21 protein-coding genes and 4 tRNA genes are annotated in these 25732 nt (G+C 62.5%); 14 read left to right on the forward strand and 11 right to left on the reverse strand.

Going from position 1 to position 25732, the window contains the following annotated elements:
- Positions 1–47 precede the first annotated feature (47 nt).
- From phoU to AC3IQ7_RS11480, 10 genes are all read left to right on the forward strand, one after another.
- The gene (gene phoU, locus AC3IQ7_RS11435) at positions 48–758 is read left to right on the forward strand and encodes a phosphate signaling complex protein PhoU (RefSeq protein WP_034778131.1); all 711 of its coding nucleotides are present in this window, start codon (positions 48–50) and stop codon (positions 756–758) included.
- A gap of 5 nt (positions 759–763) precedes the next feature.
- Positions 764–1453 carry a response regulator gene (locus AC3IQ7_RS11440; RefSeq protein ID WP_034755074.1) on the forward strand — a complete coding sequence of 230 codons (690 nt, stop codon included), beginning with the start codon at positions 764–766 and terminating at the stop codon, positions 1451–1453.
- A gap of 11 nt (positions 1454–1464) precedes the next feature.
- The gene (gene phoR, locus AC3IQ7_RS11445) at positions 1465–2781 is read left to right on the forward strand and encodes a phosphate regulon sensor histidine kinase PhoR (RefSeq protein WP_035817357.1); all 1317 of its coding nucleotides are present in this window, start codon (positions 1465–1467) and stop codon (positions 2779–2781) included.
- 73 nt (positions 2782–2854) lie between these two features.
- Entirely contained in the window at positions 2855–4051 is a 1197-nt protein-coding gene (senA, locus tag AC3IQ7_RS11450) for a selenoneine synthase SenA (protein ID WP_235211637.1), read from the forward strand.
- Positions 4052–4084: 33 nt separating this feature from the next.
- A complete protein-coding gene (locus AC3IQ7_RS11455; protein WP_489209619.1) occupies positions 4085–6031 on the forward strand; it encodes a UvrD-helicase domain-containing protein in 1947 nt (648 codons plus the stop codon).
- A gap of 94 nt (positions 6032–6125) precedes the next feature.
- Positions 6126–7040 carry an NAD-dependent epimerase/dehydratase family protein gene (locus tag AC3IQ7_RS11460; RefSeq protein WP_489209621.1) on the forward strand — a complete coding sequence of 305 codons (915 nt, stop codon included), beginning with the start codon at positions 6126–6128 and terminating at the stop codon, positions 7038–7040.
- 394 nt (positions 7041–7434) lie between these two features.
- Positions 7435–7818, forward strand: a complete 384-nt coding sequence (locus tag AC3IQ7_RS11465) for a LiaF transmembrane domain-containing protein (protein ID WP_233516315.1) — start codon at positions 7435–7437, stop codon at positions 7816–7818.
- Positions 7808–8623, forward strand: a complete 816-nt coding sequence (locus AC3IQ7_RS11470; RefSeq protein ID WP_322428142.1) for a LiaI-LiaF-like domain-containing protein — start codon at positions 7808–7810, stop codon at positions 8621–8623. The genes AC3IQ7_RS11465 and AC3IQ7_RS11470 overlap by 11 nt, the downstream gene beginning before the upstream one ends.
- A 6-nt stretch (positions 8624–8629) precedes the next feature.
- Positions 8630–9706, forward strand: a complete 1077-nt coding sequence (locus AC3IQ7_RS11475; RefSeq protein ID WP_489209624.1) for a sensor histidine kinase — start codon at positions 8630–8632, stop codon at positions 9704–9706.
- Positions 9707–9717: 11 nt separating this feature from the next.
- The gene (locus AC3IQ7_RS11480; RefSeq protein ID WP_099380126.1) at positions 9718–10446 is read left to right on the forward strand and encodes a LytR/AlgR family response regulator transcription factor; all 729 of its coding nucleotides are present in this window, start codon (positions 9718–9720) and stop codon (positions 10444–10446) included.
- Here the strand turns inward: AC3IQ7_RS11480 and AC3IQ7_RS11485 are convergent.
- From AC3IQ7_RS11485 to AC3IQ7_RS11495, 3 genes are all read right to left on the reverse strand, one after another.
- Entirely contained in the window at positions 10435–12696 is a 2262-nt protein-coding gene (locus tag AC3IQ7_RS11485) for an ATP-dependent DNA helicase (protein WP_489209626.1), read from the reverse strand. The genes AC3IQ7_RS11480 and AC3IQ7_RS11485 overlap by 12 nt on opposite strands.
- Entirely contained in the window at positions 12693–14345 is a 1653-nt protein-coding gene (locus tag AC3IQ7_RS11490) for a VRR-NUC domain-containing protein (RefSeq protein WP_489209628.1), read from the reverse strand. Before AC3IQ7_RS11490 ends, AC3IQ7_RS11485 begins: the two co-directional genes overlap by 4 nt.
- Positions 14346–14440: 95 nt before the next feature.
- A complete protein-coding gene (locus tag AC3IQ7_RS11495) occupies positions 14441–15145 on the reverse strand; it encodes an SMI1/KNR4 family protein (protein WP_489209630.1) in 705 nt (234 codons plus the stop codon).
- Between the two features lie 155 nt (positions 15146–15300).
- Here AC3IQ7_RS11495 and AC3IQ7_RS11500 point away from each other — a divergent pair, with 155 nt between their 5' ends.
- Both AC3IQ7_RS11500 and AC3IQ7_RS11505 read left to right on the forward strand, forming a co-directional pair.
- The gene (locus AC3IQ7_RS11500) at positions 15301–16518 is read left to right on the forward strand and encodes an MFS transporter (protein ID WP_489209632.1); all 1218 of its coding nucleotides are present in this window, start codon (positions 15301–15303) and stop codon (positions 16516–16518) included.
- Between the two features lie 8 nt (positions 16519–16526).
- Positions 16527–17153 carry a helix-turn-helix transcriptional regulator gene (locus AC3IQ7_RS11505; RefSeq protein WP_322428161.1) on the forward strand — a complete coding sequence of 209 codons (627 nt, stop codon included), beginning with the start codon at positions 16527–16529 and terminating at the stop codon, positions 17151–17153.
- A 26-nt stretch (positions 17154–17179) separates the two neighbouring features.
- Here the strand turns inward: AC3IQ7_RS11505 and phaP are convergent, their stop codons facing one another.
- From phaP to AC3IQ7_RS11525, 4 genes are all read right to left on the reverse strand, one after another.
- Positions 17180–17791 (reverse strand): TIGR01841 family phasin, encoded by a 612-nt coding sequence (phaP, locus tag AC3IQ7_RS11510; protein WP_489209634.1) that lies wholly within the window; start codon positions 17789–17791, stop codon positions 17180–17182.
- A 107-nt stretch (positions 17792–17898) separates the two neighbouring features.
- A complete protein-coding gene (locus tag AC3IQ7_RS11515; RefSeq protein WP_035817380.1) occupies positions 17899–18093 on the reverse strand; it encodes a hypothetical protein in 195 nt (64 codons plus the stop codon).
- Positions 18094–18140: 47 nt separating this feature from the next.
- Positions 18141–20393, reverse strand: coding sequence for an ATP-binding protein (locus AC3IQ7_RS11520; protein WP_489209636.1), 2253 nt, complete (start codon positions 20391–20393; stop codon positions 18141–18143).
- 102 nt (positions 20394–20495) lie between these two features.
- Positions 20496–20924 carry a winged helix-turn-helix transcriptional regulator gene (locus tag AC3IQ7_RS11525; protein WP_099380118.1) on the reverse strand — a complete coding sequence of 143 codons (429 nt, stop codon included), beginning with the start codon at positions 20922–20924 and terminating at the stop codon, positions 20496–20498.
- A 116-nt stretch (positions 20925–21040) separates the two neighbouring features.
- On the opposite strand from AC3IQ7_RS11525, the gene AC3IQ7_RS11530 reads away from it, so the two are divergent.
- Entirely contained in the window at positions 21041–21892 is an 852-nt protein-coding gene (locus AC3IQ7_RS11530; protein ID WP_489209639.1) for an SDR family oxidoreductase, read from the forward strand.
- An 88-nt stretch (positions 21893–21980) separates the two neighbouring features.
- Here AC3IQ7_RS11530 and AC3IQ7_RS11535 read toward each other — a convergent pair.
- The 4 genes from AC3IQ7_RS11535 to AC3IQ7_RS11550 form a co-directional block, all read right to left on the reverse strand.
- Positions 21981–22065: transfer RNA gene (locus tag AC3IQ7_RS11535), tRNA-Leu, on the reverse strand.
- A 68-nt stretch (positions 22066–22133) separates the two neighbouring features.
- Positions 22134–22218 (reverse strand) — tRNA-Leu (locus tag AC3IQ7_RS11540).
- A 67-nt stretch (positions 22219–22285) separates the two neighbouring features.
- Positions 22286–22370, reverse strand: a tRNA-Leu gene (locus AC3IQ7_RS11545).
- 306 nt (positions 22371–22676) lie between these two features.
- Positions 22677–22761, reverse strand: a tRNA-Leu gene (locus tag AC3IQ7_RS11550).
- 408 nt (positions 22762–23169) lie between these two features.
- On the opposite strand from AC3IQ7_RS11550, the gene rnr reads away from it, so the two are divergent.
- A complete protein-coding gene (gene rnr / locus AC3IQ7_RS11555) occupies positions 23170–25731 on the forward strand; it encodes a ribonuclease R (protein ID WP_322429420.1) in 2562 nt (853 codons plus the stop codon).
- Position 25732 lies beyond the last annotated feature (1 nt).

A 25732-nucleotide genomic window follows, 5' to 3' on the forward strand; every position in this document is an offset into this window, starting at 1 on the left:
TCCATCCCGCATAGCGACTACAAGACAACTGAATACGGAGAGACAGCATGATAGGCGAACATTCATCCAAGCAATACGACAACGAACTCGAAGCGATCCGCTCGAAAGTGCTCCTGATGGGCGGCATCGTTGAAACCCAGTTCCTCGATGCGATGACGTGCTTTCGCATCGGCAACCCGGAACGCGCCGACCGCGTGATGCGCGAAGACGACGTCGTCAACCAGCTCGAAGTGTCGCTGGACGACGCGTGCAGCCATCTGATCGTGCGCCGCCAGCCGGCCGCCAACGACTTGCGCACCATCATGGCCACCATCAAGGTGATTACCGACCTCGAGCGCGTAGGCGACGAGGCGACGAAAATCGCCCGCGTGGCGAAGAATCTGCACAAGCGCGGCAACGGCGTGGTCAACCATTACGAGATGGTGCGCGGCATTGCCAACACGGCCACCGACATGCTGCACGACGCGCTTGACGCATTCGCGCGCAACGATGGCAAGCAGGCCTTACAATTAATTGCACAAGATGCCATCATCGACCATGAGTTTCGGTCTATCATGCGCAACTTGATAACCTTTATGATGGAAGACCCGCGCACGATTTCGGCGGCGCTCGATACCCTGTGGGTGGCCAAGGCCATTGAACGGATCGGCGACCATGCGAAGAACATCGCCGAATACGTGATTTACGTGGTTGAAGGCAAGGACATCCGCCACACCAAGGTGGCTGCTCCCGCCATTTCCGAGGAGCTCCCTGAGTAAGCTTTATGGCATCTGATAAAACCACGGTATTGATTGTTGAAGATGAGCCGGCCATCGTTGAACTGGTCACCTATTCGTTGCGCGAATCCGGCTGGAATTGCTGTTCCGTACAAAACGTTGCCGATGCCTGGGAGTTCATCCAGCACCGCACGCCGCATCTGATCCTGCTGGACTGGATGCTGCCGGACCAGACGGGCCTGCGCCTGCTGTCGCGCATCCGCGCCGACCGCAATTTCGCCGCCATCCCCGTCATCATGCTCACCGCCAAGAGCATGGAAGAAGACAAGCTGGCCGGCCTGAACAGCGGGGCCGACGATTACGTCACCAAGCCGTTCTCGCCGCGCGAGCTGCTGGCCCGCGCCAAAGCCTTGCTGCGACGCAAGAGCCCGGAACACGCGCAGGCACCCATGCGCGCCGGCAACGTGGCCCTGGATCCCGTCAGCTGCACGGTGATGATGGATGAACAGAAGATCGATATCGGCCACGCCGAATACAAGCTGCTGAAATTCCTGCTGGCCCATCCGGAACGCGTATTTTCGCGCAGCCAGCTGCTCGACAAGGTGTGGGGCGACCATGTGGTGATCGAAGAACGCACGGTCGATGTCCACGTATTGCGCTTGCGCAAAGCCTTGAAAGAGGCGGAAAGCCTGATCAAGACGGTGCGCAGCGTCGGCTACATGTTGTCTGAAAAGTAAAGTTTGACTCTATGAATCCGAAATTGCTGTTCTGGGTACCGGCCGCCTTGCGCATGGTGCTGGCGCTGCTGGGCGTGGCCGTCGTCTGGTATCTGTTTGGCGCTACGTATGCGCTGGGCATCGCTTTCGTGCTGATGGCCATGATGGTGTTCGTGCAGCTGTCGTATCTGTTCCAGCTGAGTAATTGGCTGGACAATCCGCAAAGCGCCAAGCTGCCCGACGGCTGGGGGGCCTGGACCAGCATTTTCGCGCGCCTGTACCGCATGCGCCGCGATGACGAGAAAAACCAGGCCGAGCTGACTGAATGGCTGGCGCGATTCCGCCAGGCCATGCACCTGTTGCCGGACGGCGTCGTCATCATGGACGATGTGCTGTTCCTCGAATGGTGCAACCCGGCCGCCGAGAAACACCTGGGCCTCACGCACGAGCGCGACAAGGGCATGCGCGTGACCAACCTGATCCGCAGCCCCGAGTTCATGGATTACATCATCCTGGGCCGCTACGACCAGCCGCTGACGATCACTTTCCGCAACCGCAAGCTGATCGTGCAGATCATCCCGTTCGAGAACCGCCGCCAGATCCTCGTCACGCACGATGTGACGGAGACGGAACGCATCGAAATGATGCGCCGCGACTTCATCGCCAACGCTTCGCACGAACTGCGCACGCCGCTGACGGTCATCGTCGGCTTCCTGGAAATTGCTTCCGCCGAGCTGGACCTGGACGCCGCCACGCGCGCCGCCCACCTCAAGCTGATGACGGAGCAGGGCCACCGCATGCAGCATCTGATCGAGGACATGCTGACCCTGTCGCGCCTGGAATCGGTCGACTACCCGCTGCGCCCCGAGCCCGTGGATACCAAAAAGCTCATGCAGCAAGTCTTGCGCGACGCCAAGGGGCTGTCGGCCGGCAAGCATGAAGTGACCATGGAATGCAACGGTCCCGACGTATTGGGCAGCTACGATGAGCTGTACAGCGCTTTTGGCAACCTGGCATCGAACGCCGTGCGCTACACGCCGGCCGGCGGCACCATCACTTTGCGCTGGCAGGATGGCCCGGCCGGACCGCAATTCATCGCGCAAGATACGGGCATCGGCATCAGCCAGGAACATATTTCGCGCCTGACGGAACGTTTTTACCGCGTCGACAAGAGCCGTTCGCGCGAAACCCAGGGCACGGGCCTGGGCCTGGCCATCGTCAAGCACGTGCTGCTGCGCCACGGCGGCACCCTGGCCATCCAGTCCGTGGCCGACAAGGGCAGCAGCTTTATTGTCAGCATGCCAAAATCCGTCGTCACGCCGCTACAGGGCGAGCTGCTGGTCAAGTAGGCTGGGGGGCTTGGCCCCCCAATGTTTCCTGTGCGACTAGTGCAAGGTTGGCATAAGTCGTTACAATCAGGCCATGACTTTAATCAACGCCTCTTTTCGCCACGCCGGCGCGCAGCAACTGGCCCAGTCGCTGCAGGCCGCGCGCCAGGATACGCTTTCCCTGTTCGACTGTTATGTCAGCGCCGGCCTGGACGTGGTGGCCGGCTTGCCCCGCCATCCGCGCCTCGTTCCGCCCTTGTGGCAACTCGCGCAGATCGCCTGGTTTGCCGAGTGGTTCATCCTGCGCGAAGCCGCTACCAGCCATCCGGCCGACGCCATTTATAACTCCCTGCTGACGCGCGGCGACGACTTGTTCGACGCCAACATGGTCGAGCACCGCGCGCGCTGGAAGCTGGAACTGCCCAGTCCGGGCGCCGTGAAAACGTATTGCCGCGAAGTACTCGACCGGGTGCTCGATAAACTCTCGCGCGAAGCCAATGTCGACAGCGCCCTGGCGCCATACCGGCTGGCCTTGGCACATGAAGACTTGTGTGGCGAAGAAATGCTGGCAGGCTTGCAATGGCTGGGCCTGGAAGCGCCGGAATCCCTGGCAGCCAGCCCGGCCCTGCCGCCAGGCGCGGGCGAGATCGCTTTTCCTGGGGGCAGCATCGAACTGGGCTCGCCGCGCGGGGCCGGGTTTGCCTTCGACAATGAATCACCGCCCCATGCCGTTTATGTGCCGCCGTTTTCCATCGATGCTTGCGCCGTATCAAACGCCCAGTTTGCCGATTTTGTCGCCGACGGCGGCTACCAGAACCGCCAGTTCTGGAGCGCGGCAGGCAGCGCCTGGCTGATGCAGCAGGAGCGCTCGTCGCCCCTGTACTGGCTGCGCGAAGCAACACAGTGGCGCACCATGCGTTTCGGCCAGCGCACGACCTTGCCGCCGAACGAAGCCGTGCGTCACATCAACCTGTATGAAGCGCAGGCGTACTGCGCCTGGGTGGGGCGCCGCCTGGCGACCGAGGCGGAATGGGAGTATGCTGCGCTGTCCGGCCATCCGCGCTTTCACTGGGGCCAGGTGTGGGAGTGGACGGCGACGCCGTTCGAACCGTATCCGGGCTTTGCGGTGGATGCCTGGCGTGAATATTCCGCGCCATATTTCATGCAGCACCAGGTGCTGCGCGGCGCCGCCTTCGCCACGCCGCCGCGCCTGCATTCGGCCCGCATGCGCGCCTTCCATGCGCCCGAACGGGGTGACATCTTTGCCGGCCTGCGCACTTGCGCCTGGTAGCGCGCCGAGAACAGACATTATTTCAGGATACCCTTGAGTACAGATAACGCCCCGCAGTTCATTCCCAAACGCATCACGCCCACGCCGGAGCAGGTCGCCATCCAGACGGCGCAAAAGAAAGTGGTCTTGATCGACGCCAATGCCGGCGCCGCCAAGACGACGACCCTGGCCCTGCGCCTGGCCGAGGCGCTGCACCGGGGCCGCGCGCCCGAGCGCATGTTGGCCCTGGTCTTCACGGAAGCGGCGCGCGTGGCCCTGCGCCAGCGCCTGCTGGAAGTGGGCGTGCCGCTCGGTGTCGTCAAGCGCCTGACCGTCGATACCTTCGACGCCTTTGCCGCCAAGGTGCTGTTGCAGCTGGAAAATATGCAGGTGGCATCCATGCGCAGCGATGAAGAGCTGCGCCCGGTAGCCTGGGAAGCGCTGGAAGTCGTATCGGAGAAGTACGCGCACCGTTACCCGCTGGAAATCAATACGACCAACGGGGCGATTGCCGAATTCTTGAAATTGCAGTTGCGCACCAAGGCGCGCCTGGATTTTCAGAATCCTGACTTCGAGAGCAATTCCCTGGACGACAATCTGGAAATGCTGGGCATGTCGCGCACGCATTATCTGTGGCTGCGCGAATATGAAGGCTTGCGCGGCGCCGACACGGGCGACATCCAGTTCCGCGCACCGTTCGACGCCACTTACGACCTGGTGCGCATGCTCGACGGCGACGAGCCGCTGCGCCAGCAATTGCCAGCCTTCCAGATCATCGTCGCCGATGAATTGCACGATTTGAACGAAGCGTCGTTCCGCCTGCTGACCATGCTGATACGCCGCGGCAACGCGTTTTTCTGCGGCGCCGGCGACAAGGATCAAGTCATCTACACGTGGTCGGGCGCCGACCACCGCTTCCTGCGCCAGCGCTTCGAGCAGGAATTCCCCGCCTTGCAGCGCTTGCCGCTGACGGCTTCCTACCGCTACGGTCCGCAGCTGGCGCAGGCTGTCGGCGTGCTGAAAAACAAGGCCAGCGTGTCGGCCCTGTCGCGCGCCACCCACATCGAGCTGCTGGAGTATGACCATGCGCAACCGCAGGCATGCAGCGCCCAGCTGATCGCGGCGCTCGAACATGCGCATGCGGGCACGACGGCAATCTTGCTGCGCGACCGCGACCAGGCCATCCGCGTGGAAACGGCACTGTTCCAGAGCGGCATCGCGTATGGCCTGGTGGACATGAACAGCTATCTGCTGAGCCTGGAAGTGCTGATGCTGCGCGGCATGGTCGCCATCGCCCGCAAGGATTTACATGCGATCAAGAGCGGCCCGCGCCGCGGCGAAATCCTCGAAGCGCTGGTGGCGTTCGCGGAAATCCCTTTTACGCGCACGGAGTTGCAGCAAGCCAAGGCCGACGTGGCCAACTATCCCGACTTGCTGGAAGGCTTCTTGACGAACCAGCTGGCCAAGTCGCACAACCAGGACAAGGCGGCGCTGACCCTGGCCGCCGTCGATTACCTGCGCGCGCTGCCTCCTGACGCCCCGGCGGGCGACGCGCTGCAGCACATCTTTGGCCTGATGCAGCTGGAACAGACGGCGCGCCGCATCTATGTCGACCCGGCCCAGGCGCGGGTCGTTGCCCGTTCCCTGCACGGCTTTATTGCCGTGTGCCGCGAGGCGGGCGTGGCGCTGGGCGGCTTTGCCGGCTGGCTGGGCGAGATGGAGGAAGCCGTGACGGTCTCGACTGGCAAGGCCAGGCTGGTCATCGCCTGCATCGACCAGATCAAGGGCCTTGAATACAACCACGTCATCTTGCCCTACCTGGCCGTCGATGAATTCCCTCGCAGTAAGACGGACCCGCTGGAAGAAGAAAACCGTTTCTATGTGGCCGCCACCCGCGCGCGCGACAGGCTCACCTTGCTGACGCCGCAAGACCCCGCCTACCGGAGCCACTACATCGCCGCCCTGCAGCTCAAACAGAAGACTGTTGCGCCGAAGTCATAGATCTTTTGCTGCGCAGCTGCTTTTTGCGAAAGACGAAAGCGGGCATACTTTGTTGGTGTGATTGACAGCAATCTAACCAGACAGGGAGTAAAGCATGAAAGTATTCTTGACGGGCGCAGCAGGATTTATTGGCAGTTCCATCGCGGCGGGCCTCGTGCGGGCCGGCCACCAGGTGACGGGCCTCGTGCGCAAACCGGAACAGGTGGCCGAGCTGGCCACCATCGGCGTACATGGTATCGTCGGCACCTTGAACGACCGCGAATTGCTCATCGAGCAGGCGAAGGCGGCCGATGCCGTCATCAATGCGGCCAGCAGCGACCACCGGGGCGCCGTCGAAGCCATCATCGAAGCGCTGGCCGGCACGAACAAGCCGTTCCTGCATACGAGCGGCTCGTCCATCGTGGGCGACGCGTCGGGCGGCGAGGGCACGGAACAGATCTATTACGAAGACAAGTTGCCGGCACCCACGGCCGACAAGGCAGCCCGCGTGGCCATCGATGACCTGGTCCTGGCCAGCGCAAGCCAGGGCGTGCGCGCGAGCGTGCTGTGCAATACCCTGATCTACGGTCATGGCGTCTTGCCGCGCGACAGCGTGCAGTTGCCACGCCTGCTGAAACAGGCGCGCAAGAGCGGCATCGTGCGCCACGTGGGGCCGGGTCGCAATATCTGGTCCAATGTGCATATCGACGATGTCGTCAGCCTGTATTTGCTGGCGCTGGAAAAGTCGCCGGCCGGCACCTTTTACTTTGTCGAGTCGGGCGAAGCGGCTTTCCGCGACATGACGGCCGCCATCGCCACCGCACTGGACCTGGGCCCCGCGCAGGACTGGCCGCTGCCCGAGGCGATTGCCGAATGGGGTTATGAGATGGCGTCGTATGGCCTTGGCTCCAACAGCCGCGTGCGCGGTGAACGGGCGCGCAAGCTGCTGGGCTGGCAGCCGCAAGGGCCGTCCGTGCTGACCTGGATCAAGAATGACATGCTCAACCCGCCGCATGCCGTCGCCGTTTGATGCAGCTCAGCAAAACCCCATCAGTGTGCGCTAGCGAACGGTGCTGTATGGCGATAGGGAGTATGATGGCTTTGCTTGGTTGAGACGCACTGCCGTGAAGTTGGCGGCATGTTCGATCTTCCAGCAGGTCAGCCGGTCGCCTCAAGGATCGGCACCAGATTTATGTTCGCGTTTGCGCCCTGCGCCACGCGGCTGTGCACTGCAACTCCAGGTCGCGGTGTGGACTGCGAACCCCTTCAAGGCCGGCCTAGCCGGTCTTTTTTTTGCCTGTTTTTTGCCCGTCATTTCCGCCGCTGCGCCATTCACCGCTGTCTTTCCGCCATTCGCCGAAGCGTTGTTTTCTCCTTCCCGAAATCCGCGTATCTTTACGATCAACCAACTTCAAGGGGTGACCGTGAAACCTGAACCAGCCTATTGCCGCCGTACCCAGCTGCTGTGGGGCGTGCTGCTGATCGCCATCGGCGCCATCGTCCTGCTGGACCGGCTCGATGTGATCTATCTCCACGATTACTATTCACTATGGCATTATTGGCCGGTGATACTGGTCGTTTTCGGCCTGAACAAGCTGCTCACGCCCGTGTCCGCCAAGCAGGTATTGAGCGGCCTGTGGCTGATCTTTTTCGCCGCCTGGTGGTATGTATCGTATGAAGAACTGTGGAACTTGCATTTCTACAATAGCTGGCCCGCCTTGCTGATCGCCTGGGGCGTGGGTTTGGTGCTGGAACCGCTGCTGAACAAACATTTTATTGCCTACCGGGAGTCCGAGCATGAAAAATAAACCGCCGCTGCACTCGCCATCGCAGATCGTGCTGGGCGTCATCGTCATCGGCCTGGGGCTGCTGTTCCTGCTCGATAACCTCGGTTTCATCGATGTGCGCTATACCTTCCGCTTCTGGCCCACGGCGCTGATCGTGTTCGGTCTGCTGAAACTGTCGCAAAGCCGCAGCGCGAACGGTTATTTATTGGGCGGCATGCTGGTGCTGCTGGGCGTGGCCTGGACCCTCAAGCACATGGGCATCTTCTACATGAACTGGGACTTGCTGTGGCCCTTGCTGATCATCGGCCTGGGCGTGGCCGTGGTGTCGAAATCCCTGCCCGGCGCGCAGCAGCGCCAGCGTCGCCGGCGCTTTGGCGCGCAGCAGGATGGCACGGCAGCGCCTGACTCGTTCGGCCAGGCCAGGAATGGCGCCGTGTCGCTCGACAAGGATGCCGCCGCTGCCACGGCAGCGCCCGGCGCCAGCGGGCGGGCGGACGATGACAGCATCATCGAAGTGACGGCCATCCTCGGCGGTTACGTGCGGCGCGTGTCGTCGCAGCGCTTCAAGGGCGGCGATATCAATGTCATCATGGCCGGCTGCGAAATCGACTTGCGCCAGGCGTCAATCGAAGGCGAAGCCGTGCTCAACGTTTTTGCCCTGTGCGGCGGCGTCACCATCAAGATTCCGCCCGACTGGAGCGTCGTGCTGCAGGGCACACCCATCCTCGGCGGCTTCGAGGAAAAGACCATCGTGCCGCCGAACCAGGCCAAGCGCCTGTACGTGACGGGCTACGCCATCATGGGCGGCCTGGAAATCCGCAACTAGGCGCGCATGTCGGGGCCCTTGTCGAAGCGGCGCAGCGCCGTGGTGGTGTTCCTGGTCTGCATCGCGCTGGGCCTGGCCCTGGCCTTTATCCTGGCCAGGGTGGCGCACGCACCCTGGCTCAATGCCGTCGTGCTGGTGGTGCCCGCCACGCTCGTGTATGCGATCGGTTCCGGCTTTTCCGCGTTTTACCTGTGCCGCGCCTACCCCTTGCACGTCCGCCATCCGCTCGCCATCGCCGGCGTGATGGGCGTGGCGGCCCTGTTCGCGGGCTTGCTGTGGGCCACCCTGCTGCAATTTTTGAACAGCGTCAGCCTGTTGCTGGAGCTGCGCTGGCTGGGCGTGAACCTGATGCAATCGCTGCTGGCCCTGTTCTTCGGTCTCGGTGCGCTGCTGTATTGCCTGGCTGCCGCCGTGCATTATCTGTTGCTGGAATTCGTGCGCGCCAGGATGGCCGAGCAGCGGGGGCTGGAAGCGCAGCTGACGGCGCAGGAAGCGCAATTGCGCATGCTGCGCACGCAAATTGATCCGCATTTCCTGTTCAACAGCCTGAACTCCATCAGCGCCTTGACGTCTATCAATGCGGCGGGTGCGCGCCAGATGACGGTGCAGCTGGCCAGCTTCTTTCGTCAGAGCCTGAGCCTGGAGGCGCACAAGCACATTACCGTGGAGCAGGAACTGGTGCTGATCCGCCACTTTCTCGCCATCGAGCAAGTGCGTTTCGGCGAACGCCTGCAAGTGGCGGAAGCCATCGACGCCGCCGCGCTGGCGTGTCTGCTGCCACCCATGCTGATACAGCCGCTGGTGGAAAATGCCGTCAAGCATGGTATCTGCGGTTTGACGGAGGGCGGCCTGATCGCCATCGAGGCCCGGCGCGTGGGCAGCCTGCTGCAGATCGCCGTGCGCAACCCGGTTGATGCGGATCAAGGGCCACAGCGCGGCAATGGCGTCGGCCTGGAGAACGTGCGCCAGCGCCTGGCCGGCGCGTATGGCCACGAGGCCAGCGTGCACTGGGGCCAGCGCGACGGCCATTTCGAAGTGATGATTTCCATGCCGGCGCAGACCGGCGACACGGAGGATGCATGATGCAGGCAAGAATGCGGGTCGCCATCGTCGATGACGAATTGCTGGCGCGCAGCGTGTTGCGCGAATACCTGGCGCGCCATGACGATATCGACATCGTGGCCGAGTGCGCCAACGGCTTCGAAGCCGTCAAGGCCATCGCGGATATGGAACCGGAACTGGTGTTTCTCGACATCCAGATGCCGCGCCTCGATGGTTTTGAAGTGGCGGAGCTGATCGGCGCCAAGACGCGTTTGATCTTTGTCACGGCCTACGACCAGTACGCCTTGAAGGCGTTCGAATGCCATGCCCTGGACTATCTGCTGAAACCGTTCAGCGAACAGCGCTTCGACCAGGCGTTGGCCCATGCGCGCGCCCACCGCAGCTTGCCCGAGACTGTGCTGACGCTGGCACGCGAGGCGGCCACGCGCAGCGCGCCGCTGGACCGCGTGCTGATACGCGACGGCGCCAAGGTCCACGTGATCGCCAGCGCGCGCATCGACTACATCGAGGCGCAAGATGACTACATCAGCATCCGTTCCGAGGGCAAGTCCTACCTGAAAAGCCAGACCTTGGCGGAACTGGAGACCCAGCTCGACCCCGCCAAGTTCCTGCGCGTGCACAGGTCGTATCTGCTCAATATCGACGGTATCCGCCGCATCGAGGCGGCGACGAAAGACAGCCACGTGGCCATCCTGCGCGATGACACGAGGATACCCGTCAGCAAGGCGGGCTACCAGAAGCTTAAGATATTAGTTGGCTAGCTGCACATCCCACCACGTGGGTAGCAGCTGACGGATTTCAGGGCGCGAAAAGCGGTCGTCGATCAGGTAGACGACACCCTTGTCCGACTGCGTGCGGATGACCCTGCCGGCCGCCTGCACCACCTTTTGCATGCCCGGATATAAATAGGTGTAGTCGTAGCCGGCGCCGAAGATATCGCCCATGCGCTGGCGGATCTGCTCGTTGACGGGGTTGATCTGTGGCAAACCGAGGGTGGCGATGAAGGCGCCGATCAGGCGCGCGCCGGGCAAGTCGATGCCTTCGCCGAAGGCGCCACCGAGCACGGCAAAGCCGATGCCGCGCGTGTCCAGGCCGAAGCGGCCCAAAAATTGCGCGCGGGCAGTGTCGTCCATGCGGCGCGGCTGCTGCCAGATGGGCACGTCAGGGTAATGCTGGGCAAACAAGTGGGCCGTCTTTTCCATGTAATCGAAGCTGCTGAAGAAGGCCAGGTAGTTGCCCGGCGTTTCCGCGTATTGCTTCGCCATCAGCTGGGCGATGGGCAGCAGCGAGGCCGCGCGGTGCTGGTAGCGCGTGGAAATGGTGTCGGCCACGCGCACGGACAATTGTTCCGCCTGGAACGGCGATTCCACATCGACCCAGGCCGTGTTGGCTGGCATGCCCAGGGTGTCGCTGTAGTAATTCCACGGGCTCAGGGTGGCGGAAAACAGGGCCGTGCTGTGGCTGGCCGCGAAGCGTTCCTTGAGAAACGGTGCCGGGACGATGTTGCGGATGCAGACGGTGGAACCCGTCTCCGTTTTGCTGACGTCGAACAGCGAATGCGCGCCGAAGCTTTCCGCCAGGCGGTTGATCAGCAGCACATCGAAATAGAAGCGCTGCAAGTCGTCATCGAGCGTGGTCGCGTGTTCGGCCATGTAGTCGCCGATGGCCGTGGCCACCCCTTGCAGGGCGCCAAAGAATTTGTCGGGCAAGGCGGGATGCACGTGGTAATCGCCATCCTGTTCTTTCAGCAAAGCCGTCCACTGGCGCGAGAGGCGGTCGAGCGGCTTTTTCAAGGCGTCGGGCGCGAACTTGCGCAGCATTTTCAGGTCGATCTGTGCCAGCTCGGCCGAATACATGCTGCGCGCGCGCGACACCATATTGTGCGCTTCGTCGACCAGCACATTGACTTTCCAGTCGTGTGCCAGGGTCATGCCGTACAGCATGGCGCTGAGGTCGAAATAATAATTGTAGTCGCCGATGACGACGTCGCTCCAGCGCGCCAGCTCCATGCCCAGGTAATACGGGCAAATACCCTGCTGCAAGGCGATGGCGCGCACGGCTTCCTTGTCCAAAATCAAACCGCTGGCCAGCGCCACCTCGCGCGCCAGCGGCAAGCGGTCGTAAAAACCCTTGGCCAGCGGACACGATTCGCCGTGACAGGCTTTGTCAGGATGTTCGCAGGCGCTGCTCTTGGCGCTCAGTTCCAGCACGCGCAACGGCAGCAGCGGGGCACTGTCCTTGAGGATGGCGCAGGCGTCGAGCGCCATTTGCCGCCCCGGCACCTTGGCGGCCAGGAAAAACAGTTTATCGAGGCCATGCGCGGCCGTGGCTTTCAACATGGGAAACAGGCTGCCCACCGTCTTGCCGATCCCCGTTGGCGCCTGCGCCAGCAAGCCGCAGCCACGGCTGCTGGCCTTGTACATGGCTTCGGCCAGCTGGCGCTGGCCCGGACGAAAGTCCGCGTGGGGAAAGGCCATGGCCGTGAGCTGCGCGTCGCGGCTGGCGCGGTGCGCCATTTCCTGCTCGGCCCAGTCGAGGAAGAGGGCGCAATGCTGTTCAAAGAACAGACGCAGCGCCTCGGCCGTGCATTCCTCGTGCATGACGGTTTCCTTCTGGCTCACGATATCGAAATACACGAGCGCCACGCGCAGCATGGGCAAGTTCAGCTGCTGACACAGCAAATGGCCATAGATGCGCGCCTGCGCCCAGTGCAGCTGGCGGTGGTTGGCGGGCATCGCGTCGAGTTCGCCCCGGTAGGTCTTGATCTCTTCCAGCTGGCGCCGCGCCGGGTCGTAGCCATCGGCGCGCCCGCGCACGTGCAGGGGGCCGAAGTCGCCGGAAAGACTGATTTCACGCTGGTAATCGTCATCGCGCCGGCTAGTGACGGTGGCGTGGCCAGCCATGCCTTCCTGCGCCGTGGGGGAGGGCGTGAAACGCAGGTCGAGGTCGCCCACCTTGGCCGTGAATTCGCACAGGGCGCGCACGGCGATGGTGTAAGTGTTGCGGCTCATGCTGCCGCCTGCCATTGCAGGTAGCACACGCTGACGGGCATGGCGTGCTCGGCGCAATACGCGATCCAGCGCAGCTGGTTGTCTTGCAGGCGGTCGCCCGGACCCTTGACTTCGATCATGCGGTAGCGCCGTTCCGCAGGCCAGAACTGGATCAGGTCGGGAAAGCCGCTGCGGTTGCTTTTGATGTCGAGCAAGATGCGCTCGAACGCCTTCTTCAAGTGCGCGGCCGGGATGCAGGCCAGCGCCAGGTCCAGCAAGCCGTCGTCCAGTACGTCCCAACTGACGAAGGGCGAGACGATACCGTGTTTGGCGGCAAGCGTGGCGCGGATGGCGGCGTGGTAGCGGCCGTCGTCCAGTTGCGCCAGGCAAGCGGCGAAGTCGCCGCTGCGGCGCTGGTAAAAATCGGCGCTGTGCAAGTCGGCCGGGCCACGGTGGAACGGGTGGAAGAAGGCGCCGGGCATGGCCTTGAAGATGGCGGGCCAGCACAGCAGGCCGAACAGCGAGTTGATCAGGGTGTTTTCCACGTAATACACGGGTGCGTCGTCCTGCATCAGGTGTTGCTGCACCACCGCTTCCACATAGCACGCCTGTTCCGGGCAGGGCAGCAGCAGGTCGATGCGCTCCACGGCGGCGGCTGCATTGGCCGCCTGCTTCGCATGGCCCAGCTTGCGCCGCAAACGGGGCGCCATGCGCAGCAGCAATTGCTGTTCCGCCTCGCTTTCCGGCGCCGCGAGGGCGATCATCAGACGCTCGTAGGCCGCCTGCGGCTGTTCATCTTTCTCCAGCACGCGGATGGCGCGGCCACGCGCGCCCGGATAGCGGCAATCGGCGTAGGCGCGGTAGGCGGCCGGCCAGTCCTGGCATTTTTCCAGGTGTTGGGCGATCTGGAAGCGCAGCTTGTCGCGCCGGCTGGCCAGCCAGGTATTGTCCTCGGGCAATGGCAGCGCAGCCAGTTCCTGCAGCACTTCGTCGGCCGGCGCGCTGTCGTTGTAGCGTTCGCGGCACTGGTGCAGCACTTCATAGTGCTCGATATCCTGGCGCGTGCGAAAACCGCGCGACTGCGGCGAGAATTCCACCTTTTCGTATTGGTACACGCCGAGGTCGGACAGCACGAATTCCGACCAGTCCTGGTGATAGTTGCCAAAATAAATCAGGCGCAGGCGGTCGCACAGCGCTTGCAGGCCGATGCGGTACAGTATGTCGGTGCTAGCCGGATGCCACGCGGAGAACGGTTGACTTTCCCCATGCTGCTCGCGCAAGGCGTCCAATTGCTCCGCCTTGCGCGCCGCCTTCAAAGACGCGGCAAGGTCGAAGGCCTGGGCGATTTCCGCTTTCGGCAGCAGTTCGAACAGTTCTTCGAGCGAAATGGCAGGATCGGCTTCCACCCAGCAAGTTGCCAGCAAGGGCAGGGCGGCGGCGCGCGTGTCGCCGATTTCCGGGTAATTGAGCTTGCTGGCGCGAAACAGGCAGCCCTTGCGCATGACGAGGCGCACGAACAGGGCGCGCGACGGCTGCGGCAGGGCGCCGAATGCGGCGATGAACTGCGTCTCTTCAGGACTCAGCAGATCGGCGTAACGCGCGCCGATCCAGTTCAGCACATCCTGGAAATTATCCAGATAGTACAGGGGATTTTCCAGGACTCTCAACATGGGGATGGCAATAGGGCAAGATGCAAAGTGATGGGTTTTACTGTGTTTATATACAGTTTAAACCTTCAGCCGTCGCTTGCCCAGCGATTTTATGTTCAGCCAGCCGTGCTGTAGGCAAAACAGCTGTCGAACTTTTCGTAGGGAATCAGTTCGGCGCGCAGGCTGGCCAGTTCGATGTCGGTCAGCAAGCCCCGGTGCGCTTCCTTGCGTCCCTTCGGCAGCAGCACGTCGTAATCGAAGATGTCCCTGGCCAGCAGCGTTTGCAGCACGCCGGCTTGTCGTTCCGTCAGGTAGCGCGCATGCGTGCCCAGGGTTTTTGTCAGTTGTTCCTTGAATTGCTCGTCGCTGACGTCGTTGTACGTGTCCTGGTCTGCCATGCTGTTCAACAACATGTGAACCATGAAATCCTGCAGGTTTTTCGCCAGGTACTGGGCTTCATTCTGGTCATGCCACAGCAGCACGATAGGCATCTCGCCATCTTGCTCGCCTGACGCGAAAAAGCAGTAGTGGTCGCCCGCGCCCGTTTGCGCGAACGGGATGAACTGGTGGGCGGGGGCGATCTGCCGGTAGTCGTCTGCGTCCAGCAAGCTTTCCACGGCGTCGGCAACGGCCTTGACATTGAGCAATTCGAAATCGTCCGCATGCAGCAGCAGGGTGGGGCGATCTTTTAATGTGGGAAACACCAGCTTGTACCAGTCGGGGCCGTATTCACCCACGGCCAGCATGCCGTCGCGCTCCAGCTGCCGATACAGCGCAGGATAGGTAAAGCCGTGTTGATGTTCCATTTCTGACAGTGTCATGTTTGCCCTGTTAAACGTGAGTCATGAGGCGATGATAACCGAGGCGATGGCGTGCACGCTTCAGTGCGGCAACGGTCAACATAATTAATAAACTTTTTAGTTTACTTATGTGGCGTGCTCACGTAGCCTTGCCAGACAACCTATATCGAGCCCGCATGAAAAACATCATCCTGATTTCCGCCGCCTGTTTGCTGGCGCTGCTGTCGACCATCGGCGCCTCCTTGCCATACCCGATCCTGCCGCCCCTGTTCGCGGCCGAAGCGCCGAATGCCTTCAATAATTTCCTCGGCTTGCCATCGAAACTGCTGTTCGGCCTGGCGCTGACCATCAACCCGCTGGGCTTGCTGATCGGCTCGGCCTTGCTGGGACCGCTGTCGGACCGCTATGGCCGCCGCCCCTTGCTGATGCGCACGGCCGTGGGCGCCGCCATCGGCCACGCCATCACGGCCTGGGCGCTCGTGATTCAGTCGTATCCGCTGTTCATCGTCGCCCGTTTCATCACGGGTTTGCTGGAAGGTAATGGCGCCGTGGCGCGCGCCATGCTGGCCGACCAGCTGACGGGAGCGCTGCGCCTGCGCGCCATGTCATGGCTGAACGGCGCGTTTTACCTGGGCTGGCTGGTCGGGCCGATCTTGGCGGGCGCGACCCTGCATTGGGGCGTGACGGTGCCATTCTGGATCGCCGCCGCCGCGCTGATGCTCGTCGCCGTGCTGGTGGCCGCCGGCTTGCCGCGCGAAACGCCCTCGCTCTTGACGACGTCATGGTGGCAAGTGGCGCGCGACCGCCATTCGCTGAACCTGCTGCGCCATGAGGAGCTGCGCACCCTGTTCATCGTGCAACTGGCGCTGACCTGCGGCGTGGCCAGCTTTTACGAGTTCTATCCGCTGTGGCTGGTCGAAACGGCCAATTATCATGCACAGGAGATTGCCTGGGTGAATGTGGGCCTGTGCGGCACGATGACGGTCACGTCCTTGCTGGCGGGCGGTCCCAGCCGCCATGCGCCGCTGCTGCGGGCCAGCTGGTATGCGTGCGGCGTGGCGCTGGCCGTCGGGATATTGGCGCTGGGTAATATCTGGGTGGGCATCGCCGCCATCGTGCTGTTCGGCATTCCGAACGCCCTGTACAACACGGTGATCCAGGGCTGGTGCGCGGAGCGCTTCAGCGCGCACGGGCAGGGCGCCGTGATGGGCTTGCTGGCCACCACCTTTTGCATCGCCAACATCGTCGTCGCCCTCAGCGGCGCCGTGCTGACCCTGATCGATACGCGCCTGATCCTTGTCGCGGGCGCCTTGTCCGCCGCCTGGGCCGCGTGGCGCATGGCGGCCTGGCGCCGCCAGCTGGCTGGCGTAGGAGAGGCAAAGGCGGTGGCATGAGCATGAACATGAGCACGTCGGAGCAGACCCTGTTCCTGCTGAAGATGCGCGGGCCGCAGACGGCGCAGCAACTGGCGGCCTTGCTCGATATCACCTCCATGGGCGCGCGGCGCCAGCTGGAAGCGGCGCAGGACAAGGGTCTGGTGGCGTACGGGGACGTAGCCGACAAGGTGGGCCGCCCGTCGCGGCGCTGGGCGCTGACGCAGCAGGGCCACGCGCGCTTTCCCGACCGCCATGCCGACCTGACCCTGGAATTGATAGCGCAAGTGAAAACCCTGTTCGGCGACGAGGGCCTCGATAAACTGATCGGCGCGCGCGAACGCAGCAGCGAAGCGGCCTACGCCAGGCTGGTTGACCCTGGGCTTGCGCTGGCGCAAAGAGTGGACAGCCTGGCGCGGGCGCGCGATGGCGAAGGTTACATGGCCCATGCCGAGCCGCAGGACGATGGCAGTGTCTTGCTGGTGGAAAACCATTGCCCGATCTGCGCAGCCGCCACGGCATGCCAGAATTTCTGCCGCTCGGAGCTGGCCATCTTTCAGCGGGTATTGGGGGACGATTGCACGGTCGAGCGCAGCGAATATCTGCTGCAGGGGGGGAGGCGCTGCGTGTACCGGATCATACCTATCGGGACCTGAGGACTCAGGCCCCGATAGTTGCGAATTTACTTCTTGGCAGCCTTCGGCTTGGCGGCAGGCGCCGCCTTTTCAGCCGCGGCGGTGGCACCGCTCGTGGCCTTTTCCGTCGCCTGCGCCACTTGCGCGCTGGCCTTGGCGATCTGCTCTTCCACGGTCTTCACGGCTTGCTTGGTGGCCTTGGTCACTTGCTCGTAGCCGAGGAAGGCGTTGTCGATGGCGGCCTTGACGATGGCGACGGCGTTTTCCGAGCCTGGCGGCACGTTTTTCGTGACGTCGTAGATCAGGGCGCTCAGATTGCTTTTCGCTTCGGCCACGTGGGCTTCGGCAGCCGTGGTGAATTCCGTGTGGATTTCCTTGATGATGTCGTCGAGTTGCTGTTTATACGCTTTGGCGCCGGCCACGCCCGGTTGCAGCTGGGCGGCGGCGGCGGCCATGGCGGCCTTCGGATCCTTGGCCTGGCTGATTTCCTTGCTGGCGGCGAGGCCATCCTCGATGCCGGACTTGGCAGTGGCCATGTTCAGCGCCAATACCTGTTCCACGCCTTGCACGGCCTTCGAGGTGAGGGTGTTGAAGGTCATCAGCTGGAATTCAAACAGGGCCTTGGTGGCCGTTGCGAATTGTTCGGGATTCGTAAACATGTGGTCTCCTCGGTTTGAATAGATACGTTCTTATCGTTCCATACTCTTTCGACGCCGCATTGCCATCGCTTGCTTTCAAGCCGGTGCCCCGTGTGGTCATGGCCCCATTATTTAACAAGCGCCGGTTTTTCGCAACGGCTATCTTTGTACGGTCCCGAGGCCAGTTCCCAGCCAAATCCCAGGGTCGATTGGGCGCACGACAGGGTGCCGTCGATCTTGCTGCGCCATTTGTACCAGGGGGCGGGTCCGGCCATTGCGCAGGCGCAAACTGCCAGCAGGGCGGCGGCGGTCAGGTATTTCATGGGTACTCCGAAAGAAATGCTTGCTGGCATTGTAGCGCGCCTGCCCTTCAGGGGGCGGGCGCTTGCGGCGCGGCGGCCGGCAGTTGCAGGGTGAACGTGGTGCCGCCGCCGTCACCGGTGCTGCTGGCAACATGGATATGGCCGCCCAGCACGCCCGTGACGATGTTGTGCGCCACATGCAGGCCCAGGCCCGAGCCACCGGAACCGAGCTTGGTCGTGAAGAAGGGATCGTAGACATGCACGAGGTCGTCGGCGGCGATGCCCACGCCCGTGTCGGCGATGGACACGGTGATCGTCTGCCCGTCGTCGCTGCCGCGTGCCGTGATGGCGATGTTGCCGCCGCTGCGGCCCTCAAAGGCGTGGCGCAGGCAATTTTCCAGCAGGTTGCTCAGCACCTGGCCCAGTGGACCGGGATAGCTGTCCATGGCCAGGCCGTCCGGCACATCCTGCGTCAGGCTCAGGCCGGCGGCCTTGAGCGGCGTGGACAGGGGCAGCATCAGTTCGGCGACGAACTGGCGCAGCAGGAAGTGGCGGCGCTGCGAGCTGGCGCGGTCGACGGCGATCTGCTTGAAGCTCGAAACGAGGTCGGCGGCGCGCTGCAGGTTGCGCAGCATGATGGCGTCCGCCTCGCTGGCCTGGGTCAAGTAGGCGCCCAGTTCGGAGCGGCGCAAGCCGTCGAGGAAGCTGGCCTGGATTTCGCGCGTGCGTTCGGCCATGGTGGTGGCCACCACGAGGCCGTTGCCGATCGGCGTATTGAGTTCATGCGCGATGCCGGCCACCAGCGCACCGAGCGCGGCCAGCTTGTCGCGGCGCACCAGTTCTTCTTGCGTGATGGACAGGTTTTCCAGCGCGGCGGCCAGTTCAAGATTCGTTTGCTCCGAGTGTTCCTTGGCCTGCGTCAAGGCTGCCGTGCGTTCGGCCACCAGGTCTTCCAGGTGGGCGCGGTGGCGTTGCAGCTCGCGTTCGTGGCGCATGCGGCCAATCGCGATGCCGGCCAGGTCGGTCGCCGTGTCGATCAGTTCCAGATCGCGCGCGTCGGGCTTGCGCACTTCGCGGTAGTACATGGCGAAGGACCCGAGCACGGCGCCATCCTGGCCGAAGATGGGGCGCGACCAGCAGGCGCGCAAGCCGAACGGCGCGGCCAGTTCGCGGTAGGGCGCCCACAGCGGGTCGTGCATGATGTCGGGGACGACCACCGGTTCGCGCAGGAACATGGCCGTGCCGCAGGAACCCACGCCGTCGCCGATGGCCACGCCTTCGAGCAGGGCCATGTACTCGGGCGGCAGGCTGGGCCCGGCCGCGCTGTGCATGTGGACGCCGTCGTCGTCGAGCAACATGATGGAACAGAGCACGCCGCGCGACTGGCCTTCGATCAGGAGCAGCAAGTGGTTCAGGGTAGGGATCAGCGGCGCGCCCTTGGCGACCATTTCCAGCAGGGCGCTCTGGCCCGAGCGCATGGCTTCGGCGAGGTTGCGTTCAGTCAAGTCGATGATGCGCGCATGCACCAGCTGGCGGCCCGGCACGGACAGGCGCATCAGGCGGATTTCGCAGGCGATCGGGTGGCTGTCGCGGTGGCAGCAGCTGGCGCGAAAGACGACGATCTTGCCTTGCAAGGTATCGCGGATCTTTTCTTCCAGCAATTGCGGCGAGGCGCGGCCATCGTCCTGATGCCTGGGAAACAGCGGCTCCATGCCGCCTTGCAGCAGCTCGGCCAGCGGCATGCCGAACAAGTCTTCGGCCAGGTGGTTGGCGTCGATCAGCAGGCGGTTGTCGATGTCGAACAGCAGCACGGCATCGGGCGAACCGGCCAGGATGGAGTGGTAATTGACTTCCAGCGTTTGCGGATGCAGGGGGCGCGGCGGCGTGGCAGGCGTGGTGTAGGGGCGGGCAGCGGGCGTCTCGGCCTTGTGCAGCGCCAGTTCCATGAGGATTTTTTCCGCCACGTCGCGCGCATTGAAGGGCATCTTGATGTAGTCGGAGGCGCCGGCACCCACGCTGCGGCCTTGTTCCTCGGCGCTGGGAGTGGCCGACATCAGCAGCAGGGGCACGCTGTGGCGTCCGCCCGCATTGCGCAGACGCATGCAGGTGGCGCCGATATTCGTGCCGGCCAGGGCCGCGTCCAGCAGGATCAGGTCCGTGCCGCCGGCCGCCAGTTCCACGCCTTCGTCGATATCGCCCGCCAGTCCCGTACCCAGGTTATGCCGGTCCAGCACATACAGCAGTTCGCGCACATCGTTCGGCGAATTGCTGACCAGCAGCACATTGGCCCGGTCGGTGATGGAAGAAATCAACTGGTTCATGGTGTCGCGCCCTTACGCGTTTCATGGGCCTAGTATTACATCAAGGCAAGTAGGAGTAAACGATAATTCTTGATGACTAAAAGCAATGCGGATGGCTCTCGTTTACGCGGCCTTTTGCGCTGCGGGCGCCGTGGCCAGGTCGGTGCGCGCCTGTTCGATGCGCGGGTAATTATCCTCGATCCAGTCGACCAGCACGGCCAGGCGTTCGGCCGCTTCGTGTCCCAGCGGCGTGAGGCTGTATTCCACCTTGGGCGGTATCACCAGATACGCCTGGCGCAGCACGAAACCGTCGCCCGCCAGTGCTTCCAGGGTTTGCGCCAGCATTTTTTCGCTGACGCCGCCCACTTCGCGGCGCAGTTCGCTGAAGCGCCGCGTGCCGCTCAGCAGTAGCACCAGCACCAGCACGGCCCAGCGGCTGGTGAGATGGCTGAGCACGGCGCGCGACGGGCAGGCCGCCGCCAGCAGGTGCGCGCCCTGGTTCTGGCGGGCGAGGGCGGCGCGCATGCTGGCGCCGGGAGTGTCTGTGGACATGATAGTTGGCCTTGTTAATTGAGATCTTGCTCATACTTACCAAAAGGTACGTACTTACAATAAGTAAGTAATAGTCCTATTATAGGGTTTTACCACCCACGTACCAAGGAGAAATCATGATCGTCATCACCGGCGCCACAGGCAATCTGGGTCAGCACGTCATCGCCAGCCTGCTCAAATCCGTTCCTGCCGCCAGCATCATCGCCGCCGTGCGCAACCCGGCCAAGGCCGCCAGCCTGTCCGCCCAGGGCGTGCAGGTGCGCCAGGCCGATTACAACGACGGCGCCAGCCTCGATGCGGCTTTCAAGGGCGCGACGAAAATCTTGCTGATTTCGTCGAGCGAAGTGGGGCAGCGCGCGCAGCAGCACCAGAACGTCATCGATGCGGCCAAGCGGGCCGGCGTATCCCTGCTGGCCTACACCAGCGTCTTGCGCGCCGATACGTCGCCGCTGGGCCTGGCCGCCGAGCACGTGGTCACGGAAGCGGCCATTCGCGCATCCGGCCTGCCGTACACTTTCCTGCGCAACGGCTGGTACCTGGAAAATCATACGGAACACCTGGCGCCCGTGCTCGAGCATGGCGTCGTGCTCGGTGCGGCGCAAAACGGCCGCTTCTCGTCCGCCGCGCGCCTTGACTACGCGGCGGCGGCGGCGGCCGTGCTGACGGCGCCCCAGCCGCAAGCGATCTATGAACTGGCTGGCGACCAGGGCTTTACCCTGGCGGAATACGCGGCCGAAGTGGCGCGCCAGTCGGGCAAGGCGATTGCGTACAAGGATATGCCGCAGGCGGACTTCAAGGCGGCGCTGGTGAGCGTGGGTGTGCCGGAAGGCTTTGCCGAGCTGCTGGCCGATTCCGATGCGGGCGCGGCCAAGGGTGGCCTGGAAGACCATGGCAAGCAATTGAGCGCGTTGATTGGCCGTCCGACGACGAGTCTGCATGACGCCGTGAAGGCGGCGCTGGTCAAATAAGGGGAGGGTTGCCGCAGGGATGCGGCATTCTGGAATGAAAAAAGCCGCAAACTCGTGAAAGTTTGCGGCTTTTTTGCGAATTAGGTAATGGTGCCCACGAAGGGACTCGAACCCCTACACCCGAAGGCACATGGACCTGAACCATGCGCGTCTACCAATTCCGCCACGTGGGCACTGATGCTGCTACTACTGATATCTCACTACTGTACTGCGGACTACAACGAAAACGACTCGTTGCTGGTGGTGCCCACGAAGGGACTCGAACCCCTACACCCGAAGGCACATGGACCTGAACCATGCGCGTCTACCAATTCCGCCACGTGGGCATTGTGCTGCTTTTACTGCTATCTACTACTGTACTGCGGATCACAACAATGAACAACTTGTTGCTGGTGGTGCCCACGAAGGGACTCGAACCCCTACACCCGAAGGCACATGGACCTGAACCATGCGCGTCTACCAATTCCGCCACGTGGGCATTGTTACTGCTTGCTGCTTGTCGCTGCGTGTTCTGCAGCGAGGACAAAATCATAAGGGCTGGCGCGCATTCGGTCAATCAACATTTTGCACTTTTCTTCAAGAAACATGTTTTTTCGCCTGAAAACGGCTGCCTCCTATGAAAAAAGGCTGAATCTGCCTCTTTTTTCAGCGGTTTCTTGCGGGTTTCTGTCCGCAGGTGTGCCGGGTAGGCTGCTTGCTGGGAAGGTGGTGGTGGCTTTTCGCTGCGGAAATGAAAAAAGCCGCAAACTCGTGAAAGTTTGCGGCCTTTTTGTGAATTAGGTAATGGTGCCCACGAAGGGACTCGAACCCCTACACCCGAAGGCACATGGACCTGAACCATGCGCGTCTACCAATTCCGCCACGTGGGCACTGATGCTGCTGTGACTTATTACATTACTGCTCGAGTACTTGTTGAAAAATAACTTCACAACAATTCTGCTATTATAGCGACTTGAAGAGTTTTGCGCCAGATGAGCTTTCGCTCCATACTGCACATCAACCCTGTACCGCTTTCCTGCAACTGCATTCCCGTGAAGGTTTGTCGCTGCAAGAGACCGAGATTATAGAGCAATATTTACCGAAGTCAAATGCATTGCGCAGCTTTTCTCCTTTTTTTCATCGGCGGGGCACTTGTTCGGTTTCCGCTACGCTGTCCGTTAGGCAAACCAAGGCGTCCTCCGGTACACTACCGGACATCACCGTGTCAATATTGACGGTGATGTCATCGGTCTTTGTCTTCCGTTTGATCACTGTCAATAACAACTATAGAAATACTTTTGAGCCAAAATACCCACACCATCCCCAGCCGGGAGGACATTCTCGGCATATTCCGCAGCGTCAGCGCGCCTCTCGACCCGCAGTCTCTCGGGAAAACGCTGCAAGTGCATGCCGATTCCATGGATGTCCTGGTCCGTCGCCTGAAGGCGATGGAGCGCGACGGCCAGCTCAAGTCTGACGCCAGCGGTGTTTTCAGCCTGGCCGACCAGAGCGCGCTTGTCGCCGGTCGCGTCACCAGCCACCGCGATGGCTTCGGCTTCGTCATTCCCGACGACGCCAGCGCCGACCTGTTCCTGCCCGAGAAAGAAATGCAGAAAGTACTGCATGGCGACAAGGTCATGGCCCGCATCGTCGGCACGGACCGCCGCGGCCGCCCTGAAGGCACGATCGTCGAAGTCACCTACCGCGCCAATACCCACGTCATCGGCCGTTTGATCCATGAAAACGGCACCTGGGTCGTGGCGCCGGAAGACCAGCGCATCGGCCAGGACATCCTCGTCACCGGTTCGGTCGGCAAGGCAAAAGCCGGCCAGATCGTCAGCGTCGAGCTGACCGAGCAACCGATGCGCTTCAAGCAGCCGGTCGGCAAGATCGTCGAAGTGCTCGGTGCGCTCGATGACCCCGGCATGGAAATTGAAATTGCTGTGCGCAAATTCAACGTGCCGCACATCTTTTCCGCCGCCGCCCTCAAGCAAGCTGAAAAACTGCCGTTCGAAGTGCGCGCCGCCGACCTGAAAGACCGTGTCGACCTGCGCGACGTGCCGCTCGTTACCATTGACGGCGAGGACGCGCGCGATTTCGACGATGCCGTATATTGCGAACCCGTCAAGATTGGCCGCGCCAACTGCTTCCGCCTGATCGTGGCGATTGCCGACGTCAGCCATTACGTGAAACCGAACGACGCGCTCGATATCGACGCGTTGGAGCGCAGCACGTCCGTCTACTTCCCGCGCCGCGTCATCCCGATGCTGCCGGAAAAGCTGTCGAATGGCCTGTGCTCGCTGAACCCGGCCGTCGACCGCCTGACCCTCGTCTGCGACGCTGTCGTCAGCGACAAGGGCGAGCTGAAGGCTTACCAGTTCTACCCGGCCGTGATCCATTCGGCCGCGCGCCTCACGTATGACGAAGTCGCTGCCGTGCTGGGCAACACCAAGGGACCCGAAGCGGCACGCCGCGCGGACATCCTGCCGCACCTGCAAAACCTGGAAGCCGTCTACCGCGCCTTGCTGAAAGCGCGCACGGAGCGGGGCGCCATCGATTTCGAGACGACGGAAACCTATATCGTCTGCAATACGGCTGGCAAGATCGAAAAGATCATCCCCCGCACGCGCAACGAAGCGCACAAGATCATCGAAGAGTGCATGCTGGCGGCCAACGTCTGCGCGGCCGATTTGTTGCTGCGTAACAAGCATCCAGGCACCTACCGCATCCATGCCAGCCCGACCAAGGAAAAGCTCACGCAAGTGCGCACCTTCCTCAAGCAAGTCGGCCTTAACCTGACGGGCGGCGACACGCCGTCGGCATCCGATTACCAGACCCTAATGCAGCAGATCAAGGCGCGTCCCGACGCGGCCCTGCTGCAAACGATGCTGCTGCGCTCGATGCAGCAAGCCGTCTACAGCCCGGACAATATCGGCCACTTCGGCCTGGCCTACGAGGCGTATGCCCACTTCACCAGCCCGATCCGCCGCTATCCCGATCTGCTGACGCATCGCGCCATCAAGGCCATTCTGCAAGGCAAGAAATACGAGCCGAAGCTGTCCGAGAAGACCGTGCTGAACACGAACGTGTCGAACGCCACGCGCAAGCAGCAGGCGAAGGACAAGGCCGACGGCAAGCCGAAGAAGACGGATTTGACGATCTGGGACGCGCTGGGCGTGCATTGCTCGGCCAACGAGCGCCGCGCCGACGAAGCGTCGCGCGACGTCGAAGCCTGGCTGAAGTGCTACTTCATGCAGGACAAGCTGGGCGAGGAGTTCACCGGCACCATTACCGGCGTGACCACCTTCGGCGTGTTCGTGCAGCTCGACACCCTGTTTGTCGAAGGCCTGGTGCACGTCACCGAGCTGGGCACCGATTACTTCCAGTACGACGATGCGCGCCATGAATTGCGCGGCGAACGCACGGGCAAGCGCTACCAGTTGACCGACCGTCTGACGGTGCAAGTGGCACGTGTCGACCTGGAAACGCGCAAGATCGACCTGCGTCTGGTCACCGATGCGGAACTGGCGGGCGAAGAAGCGCCAGCCAAGCAAGCTGGCGGCAAGCGCAAGGGCGAAAAGAAATCCATGGTCAAGCCCGGTCCTGCGACCGAGCAGCGCCATGAGATCAAGGCCAGCGGCAACAACGGTGGCAAACCCGGCAATGGTTCCGGCGGCCGTTCCAATGGCGCCAAGCCTGTAGCCAAGGCGCAAGCCAAGGCAGCGCTGAAGGAAGCCCCCAAGGCGGCGGCCCTCAAGGCAGCCGCGCCGAAGCGCAGCAAGAAACCAGCCGCGGCACCCGCTGCGGCGGCACCACGTGCAGCAAAAACTGTATCAAAATCAAGCAAGAACAAGCGATAAG

It is taken from the genome of Janthinobacterium sp. GL_088 (assembly GCF_057837845.1).

What these genes read in the sequence shown, in the direction of transcription:
- AC3IQ7_RS11520 (WP_489209636.1), bottom strand. Translation starts at nt 20,393, where the DNA reads ATGAACCAGTTGATTTCTTCCATCACCGACCGGGCCAATGTGCTGCTG.
- AC3IQ7_RS11480 (WP_099380126.1), top strand. Translation starts at nt 9,718, where the DNA reads ATGCGGGTCGCCATCGTCGATGACGAATTGCTGGCGCGCAGCGTGTTG.
- AC3IQ7_RS11515 (WP_035817380.1), bottom strand. Translation starts at nt 18,093, where the DNA reads ATGAAATACCTGACCGCCGCCGCCCTGCTGGCAGTTTGCGCCTGCGCA.
- AC3IQ7_RS11495 (WP_489209630.1), bottom strand. Translation starts at nt 15,145, where the DNA reads ATGACACTGTCAGAAATGGAACATCAACACGGCTTTACCTATCCTGCG.
- phoR (WP_035817357.1), top strand. Translation starts at nt 1,465, where the DNA reads ATGAATCCGAAATTGCTGTTCTGGGTACCGGCCGCCTTGCGCATGGTG.
- AC3IQ7_RS11475 (WP_489209624.1), top strand. Translation starts at nt 8,630, where the DNA reads ATGTCGGGGCCCTTGTCGAAGCGGCGCAGCGCCGTGGTGGTGTTCCTG.
- AC3IQ7_RS11490 (WP_489209628.1), bottom strand. Translation starts at nt 14,345, where the DNA reads ATGTTGAGAGTCCTGGAAAATCCCCTGTACTATCTGGATAATTTCCAG.
- AC3IQ7_RS11460 (WP_489209621.1), top strand. Translation starts at nt 6,126, where the DNA reads ATGAAAGTATTCTTGACGGGCGCAGCAGGATTTATTGGCAGTTCCATC.
- phoU (WP_034778131.1), top strand. Translation starts at nt 48, where the DNA reads ATGATAGGCGAACATTCATCCAAGCAATACGACAACGAACTCGAAGCG.
- phaP (WP_489209634.1), bottom strand. Translation starts at nt 17,791, where the DNA reads ATGTTTACGAATCCCGAACAATTCGCAACGGCCACCAAGGCCCTGTTT.
- senA (WP_235211637.1), top strand. Translation starts at nt 2,855, where the DNA reads ATGACTTTAATCAACGCCTCTTTTCGCCACGCCGGCGCGCAGCAACTG.
- AC3IQ7_RS11470 (WP_322428142.1), top strand. Translation starts at nt 7,808, where the DNA reads ATGAAAAATAAACCGCCGCTGCACTCGCCATCGCAGATCGTGCTGGGC.
- AC3IQ7_RS11440 (WP_034755074.1), top strand. Translation starts at nt 764, where the DNA reads ATGGCATCTGATAAAACCACGGTATTGATTGTTGAAGATGAGCCGGCC.
- AC3IQ7_RS11485 (WP_489209626.1), bottom strand. Translation starts at nt 12,696, where the DNA reads ATGAGCCGCAACACTTACACCATCGCCGTGCGCGCCCTGTGCGAATTC.
- AC3IQ7_RS11505 (WP_322428161.1), top strand. Translation starts at nt 16,527, where the DNA reads ATGAGCACGTCGGAGCAGACCCTGTTCCTGCTGAAGATGCGCGGGCCG.
- AC3IQ7_RS11530 (WP_489209639.1), top strand. Translation starts at nt 21,041, where the DNA reads ATGATCGTCATCACCGGCGCCACAGGCAATCTGGGTCAGCACGTCATC.
- AC3IQ7_RS11525 (WP_099380118.1), bottom strand. Translation starts at nt 20,924, where the DNA reads ATGTCCACAGACACTCCCGGCGCCAGCATGCGCGCCGCCCTCGCCCGC.
- AC3IQ7_RS11500 (WP_489209632.1), top strand. Translation starts at nt 15,301, where the DNA reads ATGAAAAACATCATCCTGATTTCCGCCGCCTGTTTGCTGGCGCTGCTG.